This is a genomic window from Citrobacter sp. wls708 (genome assembly GCF_005281255.1).
In the GTDB taxonomy this organism is placed as follows: domain Bacteria; phylum Pseudomonadota; class Gammaproteobacteria; order Enterobacterales; family Enterobacteriaceae; genus Citrobacter; species Citrobacter werkmanii.
Map to the genome: position 1 here is coordinate 347674 of NZ_SZXE01000015.1, position 11438 is coordinate 359111.

Genomic DNA, 11438 nt, shown 5'->3' on the forward strand with positions numbered 1-11438 from the left:
CGATATTGACAGCATGACTAAATAAATACGCCACCTGCGATATTTCCTAAATATAATTGGCTAAAGAAATTTATTTCCTGTAGTTACATTACGGCTATTATCCCGCAGGCATCCTGATATAACCGCCAGAGAAATCCCTTTCCGGCATTGCATTTTCCGCCAGTTTTACCCATGATCGAATTGTGACAATTGTCATACAACTATGGGTATAGCATTTACTATGGAATGGATTGCCGATCCGTCAATCTGGGCCGGACTCGTCACGCTAATCGTGATCGAACTTGTTCTTGGCATTGATAATCTTGTTTTTATTGCCATCCTCGCGGAGAAACTCCCTCCTGCCCAGCGGGATAAGGCGCGTATTACCGGGCTCCTGCTGGCGATGGTCATGCGACTGCTGCTACTGGCATCAATATCCTGGCTGGTGACGCTGACAACGCCACTGTTCAGCATTCGCGGCCTCAGTTTCAGTGCGCGCGATCTGATTATGCTGTTTGGCGGTTTCTTCCTGTTGTTTAAAGCCACAATGGAGCTAAACGAACGGCTGGAAGGCAAAGACAGCGACAATCCCACCCAGCGTAAAGGCGCTAAGTTCTGGGGAGTGGTCGCGCAAATTGTGGTGCTTGACGCCATCTTCTCTCTGGATTCCGTCATTACCGCCGTCGGGATGGTCGATCACCTGGCGGTGATGATGGCGGCGGTGATTATCGCCATCAGCCTGATGATGCTCGCCAGTAAGTCGTTGACTCGCTTTGTCAACAGCCACCCAACCATCGTCATTCTGTGCCTAAGCTTCCTGCTGATGATTGGTTTCAGCCTGGTCGCCGAAGGGTTCGGTTTCCATATCCCGAAAGGTTACCTGTACGCCGCTATCGGCTTCTCGGTTATGATCGAAGCCTTGAACCAGCTGGCAATCTTTAACCGTCGTCGCTTCCTGTCAGCCAACCATACCTTGCGTCAGCGCACTGCGGAGGCGGTGATGAGGCTGCTGAGCGGTCAAAAAGAAGATGCCGAACTGGATGCCGAAACCGCTGCTATGCTGGCGGATCATCAGGAAGGGCAGATTTTTGCGCCTCAGGAACGGCGGATGATTGAGCGCGTACTGAATCTTAATCAGCGTACCGTCAGCAGCATCATGACCTCACGCCACGACATTGAACACGTCGATCTCAACGCACCCGAAGCAGAAATTCGCGCTTTACTGGAAAAAAATCAGCATACGCGCCTGGTTGTTACCGGGGAAGACGAGGAGGAAGAGCTGCTGGGCGTAGTGCATGTCATCGATCTGCTGCAGCAGTCTCTGCGCGGCGAGGCGCTCGACTTACGCGCCCTGATTCGTCAGCCGCTGGTGTTCCCGGAAACCCTGCCGCTGCTTCCGGCGCTGGAGCAGTTCCGTAATGCCCGCACGCACTTCGCTTTTATTGCAGATGAATTTGGTTCTGTCGAAGGGATCGTAACGCTCAGTGACGTAATGGAAACCATCGCCGGTAATCTGCCAAATGAGGTAGAGGAGATTGATGCCCGCCATGATATCCAGAAAAATGCCGATGGTTCGTGGACAGCTAACGGTCACATGCCGCTGGAAGATCTGGTGCAGTACGTCCCTATTCCGTTAGATGAAAAACGTGAATATCACACCATTGCCGGGCTTTTGATGGAATATTTACAGCGTATTCCAAAAACCGGAGAGGAAGTTCAGGTTGGCGACTACCGACTAAAAACTCTGCAGGTGGAAAACCATCGCGTGCAAAAAGTCCAGTTGATACCGCTACACGGTGAAGAAGAGATGGATTACGAGGTGTAAATCACCCGCCGGATGGCGCATTAGCTGCCATCCGGCAATGTGAATCAGAGTTTATCCAGCAACTTTTTAACATCTTTACCGTTGCGGGAGTCTTTATTGCGATCGGCCCAATCGTTCAGACGACGTTTCGCTTCATCCTGCAGATGCTTACGCAGCAACTGATCGACCTGCAAGTTATAGTTCAGCGCCTGCCACTGGCCATAAACCCTGAGAGGAACCGGCGTGGCTTTCAGGAACTTAATCAGCTTGCTTTCGCCATCCCAACCGCCCAGCACGCGAATGTTAAACAGCGTGTCGCAATTCTGCTTCACCAGGTCTAACGTCCCCTTGCCAGTCAGCGCAAGCATCGCCGACTCACCGGCCATGTTATCCAGCGTAACCTCGCCGTTATCCAGCGTCATATCGGTGACAAAGCGATCCAGACGGGTGACGTTATCCAGATTTTGCTGTGATTTCACATCACCGCCGCTGCGTTCTACGGCTTGTTGTATCATCTGCTGGAAGTTCATCCCTTCCATTCGCGTATCACTCATTTCGACATGAGCCTGGCCTTGCCAACTATGGCGAAACGCCTGGGCGTCAATATCCGAGCCGGAAAAATCTCCCGCCAGTGACAGCTTGCCGGTCAGCGCGATGGGGTAATTGAAGGCTTTGAGGATAGCGCCTATTTCTACGCCTTCCAGCCGCGGATGAAAGACTGCTCGCGGCGCATCTTTTCTGGCGTCCAACGTACCGGGAAGCGAAACACGTCCACCGTTACTTTTGCCTTCCAGCTGTGCGATATTCATTAAGCCGAACTGGTTATTTATTTTTGCCGAGACATTCTCAAACGCCATTTTACGCCACAATACTTTGTCAGCCTGTAACGTGATGTCTGCCGAAAATCCCTTGAGTCCCTGGTAAGAGACGGCATCAACCTGCGAAGCAATGACGGGGCGCGCCAGCGTCGACTGACTCTGCCCTTGCTGAACCTCACCGTTTGTCGCCGCCACGGCATCGCGTTGCACAATCAGATTGTCCAGATTGAGCTGACCAAATTTCAGATCGACGAGCCATTCTGGTTTATCTAACAACGACACCTGGGCTTGCCCGGCGAGAGAGCTGTCGTTAGCGGTTAAATGAATCTGGCTAAACGCGAGCTGTTTTTTCTCTTCCAGCCACTGCGCCTGAAGCTGTCCCTCACCTTTAATGCCCTGCGACGGAAGATCGGCCCCCTGTAGCTGCCAGCTTAACTGCTCAATATTAGCGGACAAATTATGCGGGTAGTCGGAAGCATCGACGGTGCCGTTAAACGATAGCGCAAGGTCACGCTGATCGCGGTTCACACGCCCGGAGAAATCAAACGTACCGCGATGCTGGCTATCCTGTTCCATCTCCAGACGAATATCGCGAACCGTTACCTGCTCATCGTCTTCATGCTGGAATACCAGAACGCTGTCGGCGACGCGCAGACGGGCGATATCAAACGACCATCCTTTGTCTTCCGCCAGATCGGGCAACGTATTGTCTTTGGGGGCAACGGGCGCATCTTGTCCACGCACCGCCTCAGTTTGCGGGGTCAGTTGAATCACAGCCCCCTTGAGCATCACCTGCTTCACACTGAGCTGATGACTCAACAACGGCCACAACGCGACGTCGAGGCGCATATTGTCAGCACGAATCAGGGGTTCGCTGGCACCTTCAGCCGTCAACGCCATGCGCCCCGAGAGGATGCTCAACTGAGGCCATACGTGCCAACGCAGAGGACCATCCAACTGCAGTTGATATCCGCTACGCACAGCAACCTGCTTGACCATATACGCGCGGAAATCATTCGGATTCACCAACAGTACTAACGCAGAAAAACCGGCCACCAGCACGACCAGAAGGATCATCAGCGTTGTCAGAAATCGTCTCATGCTATCCCCAATGGACTGAAAACATTCAGTCTTTATCGATCCGGCTGGCAACGGCGCCCTGCTGATCGCGATACTTTGCATCCTGACGACGATTGTAAGGTCGCGCAGCCGGACCGGAAAGCGGTTCGAAACTCAACGCGCCAATTGGCATGCCAGGGCGCAGGGCCAGCGGTAATTTTCCGGAGTTGTAAAATTCCAGTACGATGCACCCTGACCAGCCCGGATCGATACGGTGTGCGGTAACGTGTACCATCAGTCCCAGACGCGCTAATGAAGAACGTCCATCTAACCAACCGACGAGATCGGAAGGCAACGTCACGGATTCGAACGTCACCGCCAGCGCAAGCTCCCCCGGATGCAGGAAAAATGCCTCGCCGTCCTTAAGGACGATTTCATCGCTCATCACGCGATCCAGCGCAGCGCTGACTTCATCTTTCGGTCCACTCAAATCGATATACGCCGCCGTATGACCGCGGAACGTACGGAATTTGTTACCAAGACGCACATCTACCGTGGCGCCATTGATTCGCTCGACAGGAGGGCGTGGAGTGATCGACAGGCGACCTTCATCCAACCAGGCTTCAATATCTCGGTCACATAAACGCATGGCACTTTCTCCTTTCGTGCTTCAACCCCTTAATGCCAGGCGCGTTAAGGGTGAGCCAGGTTATCACTGAACGGTACACAATTCGCTGAACTTATTCAAAGAACTGACTGATTTTAGCCTTCAGAATATCGATGGCGATGCGGTTTTTACCCCCGCGCGGCACGATGATGTCGGCGTATTGTTTTGAAGGCTCAATAAATTGCAGGAACATTGGACGTACGGTTTTTTGGTATTGCGCCATCACCGAATCCATGGAACGGCCACGCTCGTTCACATCCCGTTTAATACGGCGCATCAGGCATATATCCAGCGGCGTATCAACAAAAATAGAGAAGTTCATCTCGTCACGCAAACGCGCGTCTGTCAGCAGCAGAATGCCTTCCAGGATGATCACTTTCTTGGGTTCGATATGAATAGTGTCTTGCGTGCGTGTATGCTCAACATAACTGTAAACGGGTAGTTCAATGGCACTTCCGCGTTTAAGCGTCTGCAGATGTTGAAACAGCAGGCTGTGATCCATCGCGTTCGGATGGTCGTAGTTGGTTTTTACACGTTCTTCCATCGACAGATGGCTTTGATCTTTGTAATAGCTGTCTTCGGGAATAACGCCAATATGTTCGTCACCGACTTGTTCACGTAATTCGCGGTAAAGCGTGCTGGCAATAAGACTCTTGCCGGAAGCCGATGCGCCGGCGATGCCGATAATGACGCACTGATGGGACTGATCAGTCATAAATTTAGCGACCTGATTAACCTGGATGTTAAGGAAGGGCGGCGTCGAAACGCCAAACGCGGCAATTATAGGGATTTCAGCGGCGCGATGCCAGTCCAGCCTGCGCCAATGCTTTCCTTGTCGCAAATTAAAATGATCAGTTTTAAAGCAGGTGCTAAATTTATCTATCAGCCTTAGGAATTAATAGCTTGAGAGTGTTAATTTATGCGCAGCTGGCGTATAAATTGTAAATTATTTGTACTAGCATAATCGCAGATTAAACAAGATGTATTCGGCATATCTCCCGGACGACATCGGCTATTTGGGTAGAGTGGTAATGAGTAAACAATCCCAACATGTTTTAGTTACCTTACCTCATCCTCTACTGCGCATGGCCAGTTTAGGTCTGGTGGCTTTCATTTTTACGCTATTCTCGCTGGAACTGTCACGTTTCGGCGCGCAGCTGGCGCCGCTTTGGTTCCCAACGTCAATCATGATGGTGGCTTTTTACCGTCATGCGGGAAAGATGTGGCCGGGAATTGCGCTGGCTTGTTCATTTGGTAATATCGGCGCTTCCTTACTCTTCTTCCCCGGTGAATCGCTTAGCTTCACCTATACGGCTATCAACATTATTGAGGCTGTCGTTGGCGCAATGCTATTGCGTAAACTGCTGCCCTGGTACAACCCCTTACAAAATCTCAACGACTGGGCGCGCCTGGCTTTTGGCAGCGCCGTGGTTCCTCCCGTGTTGGGCGGCTTGCTACTGTGGTTATTGCTGCCAAAGGAAACCTCGTTAAATACCTTTCTTATTTGGGTGCTGTCAGAATCCATCGGCGCGCTGGCGCTGGTGCCGTTAGGTTTGCTGTTTAAGCCCCATTATCTGCTCCGCCACCGCGACCCACGGTTACTGCTTGAAACCGTCATCACACTTCTGGTGACCTTGACGCTCAGTTGGCTGTCCATGATGTATCTTCCATGGCCTTTTACCTGCGTTATCGTCCTGTTGATGTGGAGCGCTGTTCGTCTGCCGCGAATGGAGGCATTTTTAATTTTCCTCAGCACCGTAATGATGGTCTCGATGATGTTGGCCGCCGACCCTTCGCTGCTCTACATCCCAAAACCCAACTTGACGACCAGCCTGCCTTGGCTGCCGTTTTTGATGATCCTGCTGCCGGCCAATATGATGACGATGGTGATGTACGCGTTTCGGGCCGAACGCAAACATATCTCTGAAAGCGAATCGCGCTTTCGCAATGCCATGGAATATTCCGCGATTGGTATGGCGCTGGTGGGGACCGAGGGGCAATGGCTCCAGGCGAATAAAGCGTTGTGCCAGTTTCTGGGCTACAGCCAGGATGAGCTACGTTCGCTAACCTTCCAGCAATTAACCTGGCCGGAAGATCTGAACAATGATCTCGAACAGTTGGATATGCTGGCGCGCGGGGAAATCAACAGCTACTCCATGGAAAAACGCTATTACACGCGCTCCGGTGATGTCGTCTGGGCCTTGCTGGCCGTTTCATTGGTGCGTAATAGCGATAATACCCCACTCTACTTTATTGCGCAGGTTGAGGATATTAACGATCTGAAGCATACCGAGTGGATTAATAAACGGTTGATGGAGCGCATTACCCTCGCCAATGAAGCCGGGGGAATTGGCATCTGGGAATGGGAGCTGCAGCCTGACGTAATCAGTTGGGATAAGCGCATGTTTGATCTCTATGAAGTCCCTGCGCATATCAAACCCAGTTGGCAAGTCTGGTATGACTGCGTTGTGCCCGAAGATCGTGAACATGCTAAAAATGTCATTCGCGATTCGCTGGCCGCACGGGCCCCCTTTAAGCTCGAGTTTCGCATTGCGGTCAAAGATGGCGTGCGGCACATCCGCTCACTGGCAAACCGGGTACTGAATAAAGATGGTGAAGTTGAACGCTTCCTTGGCATCAATATGGATATGACCGAGGTGAAGCAGCTTAACGAAGCGTTGTATCAGGAAAAAGAACGTCTGCACATTACGCTGGATTCGATTGGCGAAGCAGTGATTTGTATTGATGTCGATATGAACGTGACCTTTATGAATCCGGTCGCAGAGAAGATGAGCGGCTGGCAGCAGGAAAGCGCCATCGGCATTCCGCTGCTGACGGTACTCCGTATTACTTTCGGCGACAACGGACCGCTGATGGAGAATATCTACAGCGCTGACATGTCGCGTACGGCCATCGAGCAGGAAGTCGTCCTGCATTGTCGCAACGGCAACAGTTATGACATTCAGTACAGCATCACCCCCCTCAGCACACTCGATGGCGGCAGCATTGGCTCGGTGCTGGTGATTCAGGATGTCACCGAGTCACGTAAAATGCTGCGCCAGCTTAGCTACAGCGCCTCGCATGACGATCTGACGCAGTTGGCAAACCGGGTCAGCTTCGAAAATCATCTAAAACAGTTACTGCATACGGTTCACGACACGCACCAACGTCATGCATTGGTTTTTATCGATCTCGATCGTTTTAAAGCCGTAAACGATAGCGCTGGTCACGCCGCAGGCGATGCCCTGCTACGCGAACTCTCTTCACTGATGCTCAGCATGCTGCGTTCCAGCGATATGCTGGCGCGCCTTGGCGGTGACGAGTTTGGTCTGTTGCTGCCGGATTGTAATATCGAAAGCGCCCGCTTTATCTCAGGTCGCATCATCAGCGCCATCAACGATTACCACTTTATGTGGGATGGACGCTTGCACCGTATTGGCGCCAGTGCGGGAATTACGCTAATTGATGAAAAAAACCATGTCGCGAGCGACGTCATGTCCCAGGCGGATATAGCCTGTTATGCGGCGAAGAACAGTGGACGTGGGCGAGTCTGCGTTTATGAACCCCAGCAAAGCGAGGCCCATGCGGCGCGAAGCCAACTGTCATTGGATGAACAAAGACACACCATTACGCACAATCCAATGTTAATCATCGCCAGGGGCGTGGCCTCCCCGCGGATACCAGAGACGTTTAGCTTCTGGCTGCTCTCGCTACGCTTAGGGACAGCTGAAGGGGAAATTATTGAAGAGCACGCTTTCCGTGCCGGGCTGGTCGATTCTACATTGAATCAGGCGCTTGACCGCCGGGTATTTACTGAGTTCTTCCAGAGCGCAGCCCCGGCCGTCGCCAGTAAGGGACTCAGCATTGCCCTGCCCCTTTCCGCCGCCGGATTGCTGAATACAGAACTTGTTGACGAACTGCTGGGGCAACTGCAAAGAAGTCCGTTACCACCACGACTGCTGCACCTGACCGTTCCGTCTAACGTGATAAAAACAAACCCAACGCAGGCTATATCCACACTACATCGACTGCGACAGTGCGGATGCCGAATTATTTTAAGTCATGTCGGTCGCGATTTAGATCTTTTTGACAACCTGAAGTATCACATGGTTGATTACCTTCTACTCGACAGCGAGCTAAGCGCCAGTGTCCACGGTAACTTGATTGACGAAATGTGGGTGTCCATTATCCAGGGCCATGCTCAGCGTCTGGACATTAAAACCATCGCTGGCCCGGTGCAGTTGCCGCTAATCATGGATGCGCTTTCTGGCATCGGGATTGATATGATTTATGGCGATATCATTGCCGACGCCCAACCGCTGGATCTGCTACTGAATACCAGTCATTTCGCCATCAACTGACGGCTGCCAGCCATCCGTATACCAGATATGTAATAACGCATAGGAGCGCCAGGGCTTCCAGCGCTCTGCATACCGCCGAATCTGGGCGGGTGTCATGCCGGCAAAACGTTGTTTAATCAGATAGTCATCCGGCAGAAAAACATCTTTCGCCTGCCAGCCGCGCAGCGCAAAGTAGTTGGCGGTCCAGCGCCCTATTCCGGGGAACGTTTGCAGATGTTTGACGCCTTGCTCGATATCGGCAGGCGCTTGTGTCGCAAGCGTTCCATCCAGCGTCGCGCGAGCCAGATGAATTAACGCTTCAGCGCGTTTGAGCGGCATCCCTAACGCTTTCAGGTGTAATGGATCGGCATCAGCGAGCGCTTCAGGGGTGGGAAAACACACATACTCTGGCGCATCCTCCAGCGTGTCCCCATAAGTATGCGCCACTTTCGCCGTCAGTTTCGCCGCCATAGCTACGCTGACTAACTGCCCTAAAATCGCCCGTACTCCTTGTTCAAACGCATCCACACTGCCCGGCAAACGCAGTCCCGGACGCGCTGCCCCAAGGCTTCCCAGCGCGCTGACGATTTGCTGCGGGCAACAGGTAAGATCGAATAAGCACGTCATTTTAGCCAGACACTCTGCGGCAACCGGCTGTAGCCCCGGACTCAACGTCACGTGTAGTTGATGGGTGTGTAGATCCGGTATCACGCGCACCAGACCACGATGATTCCCGACGGTCAGGCTTCTGGCATAACGCAGATCCCCCACGGTTTCTACCCCTTCCACCGCACGGGCGGCCAGGAACCCCAGCATCCAGGGCCAGTCATAAGGCGGTTGCCAACTCAGCGTGAACATTGCGTTTTCCTTTTCAAGCAAACCTACAGCATAAACGGTATTCAAACGATACGCCTTGCTTTCATATTCCAGTTGTCGGGACGTCGATATTTCGTTAAAGTCACGCCCCTTCTTCACTGGCATGGGGATTTTTACGGTGTTTATTGGTTTTGACTACGGTACGGCAAACTGTTCAGTGGCCGTTATGCAAAACGGGCAACCACACTTGCTCAAAATGGAAAACAACAGCACGCTTCTGCCCTCAATGCTGTGTGCGCCAACGCGCGAAGCGGTCAGCGAATGGCTGTATCGCCATCACGACGTGCCAACCACGGATGACGAAACGCAGGCGCTGCTGCGTCGTGCGATGCGCTATAACCGCGAAGAAGATATTGAGGTTAATGCCAACAGTGTGCAGTTCGGTCTGGCTTCACTGGGTCACTATATTGACGATCCGGAAGAGGTGTACTTCGTTAAATCACCAAAATCCTTTCTCGGTGCCAGCGGTCTGAAACCGCAGCAGGTTGCGCTGTTTGAGGATCTGGTCTGTGCCATGATGCTGCATATTCGTAATCAGGCACAAAGCCAGCTGCCAGAAGCCATCACCCAGGCCGTTATTGGTCGCCCAATCAACTTCCAGGGTTTAGGCGGCGATGACGCTAATGCTCAGGCGCAGGGGATTCTTGAACGTGCGGCAAAACGCGCTGGTTTTCAGGATGTTGTTTTTCAATACGAACCGGTAGCGGCTGGCCTGGATTACGAAGCCACGCTGCAGGAAGAAAAACGCGTATTGGTCGTGGACATTGGCGGGGGGACGACCGACTGTTCATTGTTGCTGATGGGACCGCAATGGCATCAACGCGGCGATCGCGAAAACAGCCTGCTGGGGCACAGCGGCTGCCGCGTAGGCGGGAACGATCTGGACATTGCGCTGGCATTTAAACACTTGATGCCGCTCCTCGGCATGGGTGGAGAAACGGAAAAAGGCATCGCCTTACCTATTCTGCCCTGGTGGAACGCGGTCGCGATTAACGATGTCCCCGCGCAAAGTGAGTTCTACAGTAGCGCCAACGGACGCTTACTGAACGATCTTGTGCGCGACGCCCGGGAAGCCGATAAAGTCGCCCTGTTGCTCAAAGTCTGGCGCGAGCGTCTGAGCTACCGCCTGGTACGCAGCGCAGAAGAGAGCAAAATCGCACTCTCCGACCAGAACATCGTTACGGCGGCGATACCGTTTATCAGTGAAACGCTGGCCACCGATATCAGCCAACACGGACTGGAAGCCGCGCTCAATCAGCCCCTGGTGCGCATTCTCGAGCAGGTTCAACTGGCGCTGGAAAACGCGCAGGAAAAACCGGACGTGATTTACCTGACCGGCGGCAGCGCGCGTTCGCCGTTGATCAAAAAAGCTCTCGCAGAGCAGCTTCCGGGGATCCCAATTGCCGGTGGCGATGATTTCGGTTCCGTCACCGCCGGACTGGCCCGCTGGGCTGAGGTTGTTTTCCGCTAAGCCGCTCGCATGCTGAAAAGGATGTGTATTGACATCACCTTAGCTGTAGCTTATTTTCAGGAGTGAGGGTTAGGGAAGGTTTCCCCTCCCCTGGTGTCTTAGTAAGCCGGTAAGCTAATCACTAAGAGTATCACCAGTATGATGACGTACTTCATCATAACCCTTTCCTTATTTTGGCCCCTTCCTCAGGAGGGGCTTTCCCGTTCCAGCGTCCCGCTGAAATCTCTGGCTTACCTCCTTTTTGCCTTGAACGCACTCTAACGCACTATTTCTTGTTCGCCGTTTTCACCGCTTAATGTTGCGTAATACCTCGCAAAGCCGCGTCAGCATTCAGACGAATCCCGACAGTGTTTCATAATTCCTCCATTTTTCTCCCTTGTTCGCTGGCTAAACTAGTATCATTCCGCGAATCGTTTCAGGATGA

The 11438-nt window shown here is 52.7% G+C and carries 8 protein-coding genes; 3 read left to right on the forward strand and 5 right to left on the reverse strand.

The features are described 5' to 3' along the window. Window positions 1–220 precede the first annotated feature (220 nt). Window positions 221–1804 carry a TerC family protein gene (locus FDW97_RS06975; RefSeq protein ID WP_085047919.1) on the forward strand — a complete coding sequence of 528 codons (1584 nt, stop codon included), beginning with the start codon at window positions 221–223 and terminating at the stop codon, window positions 1802–1804. Window positions 1805–1848: 44 nt separating this feature from the next. On the opposite strand, the gene asmA is transcribed toward FDW97_RS06975, so the two are convergent. The 3 genes from asmA to udk form a co-directional block, all read right to left on the reverse strand. Next, entirely contained in the window at window positions 1849–3702 is a 1854-nt protein-coding gene (gene asmA / locus FDW97_RS06980; RefSeq protein WP_137347113.1) for an outer membrane assembly protein AsmA, read from the reverse strand. Between the two features lie 25 nt (window positions 3703–3727). Continuing rightward, on the reverse strand, window positions 3728–4309 hold the full coding sequence (gene dcd / locus FDW97_RS06985) for a dCTP deaminase (RefSeq protein ID WP_003834269.1): 582 nt from the start codon (window positions 4307–4309) through the stop codon (window positions 3728–3730). A 91-nt stretch (window positions 4310–4400) separates the two neighbouring features. Beyond that, window positions 4401–5042 (reverse strand): uridine kinase, encoded by a 642-nt coding sequence (gene udk, locus FDW97_RS06990; protein ID WP_003036776.1) that lies wholly within the window; start codon window positions 5040–5042, stop codon window positions 4401–4403. A gap of 316 nt (window positions 5043–5358) precedes the next feature. Between udk and FDW97_RS06995 the strand changes: the two genes are divergently transcribed. Further along, window positions 5359–8688, forward strand: coding sequence for a diguanylate cyclase (locus FDW97_RS06995; RefSeq protein ID WP_137350815.1), 3330 nt, complete (start codon window positions 5359–5361; stop codon window positions 8686–8688). Here FDW97_RS06995 and alkA read toward each other — a convergent pair. Next, window positions 8656–9525, reverse strand: coding sequence for a DNA-3-methyladenine glycosylase 2 (alkA, locus tag FDW97_RS07000; RefSeq protein WP_137350816.1), 870 nt, complete (start codon window positions 9523–9525; stop codon window positions 8656–8658). The genes FDW97_RS06995 and alkA overlap by 33 nt on opposite strands. Window positions 9526–9661: 136 nt before the next feature. Between alkA and yegD the strand changes: the two genes are divergently transcribed. After that, the gene (gene yegD, locus FDW97_RS07005) at window positions 9662–11014 is read left to right on the forward strand and encodes a molecular chaperone (RefSeq protein WP_137350817.1); all 1353 of its coding nucleotides are present in this window, start codon (window positions 9662–9664) and stop codon (window positions 11012–11014) included. A 98-nt stretch (window positions 11015–11112) separates the two neighbouring features. Here the strand turns inward: yegD and FDW97_RS07010 are convergent, their stop codons facing one another. After that, a complete protein-coding gene (locus tag FDW97_RS07010) occupies window positions 11113–11172 on the reverse strand; it encodes a type I toxin-antitoxin system Ibs family toxin (protein WP_106672390.1) in 60 nt (19 codons plus the stop codon). Window positions 11173–11438 lie beyond the last annotated feature (266 nt).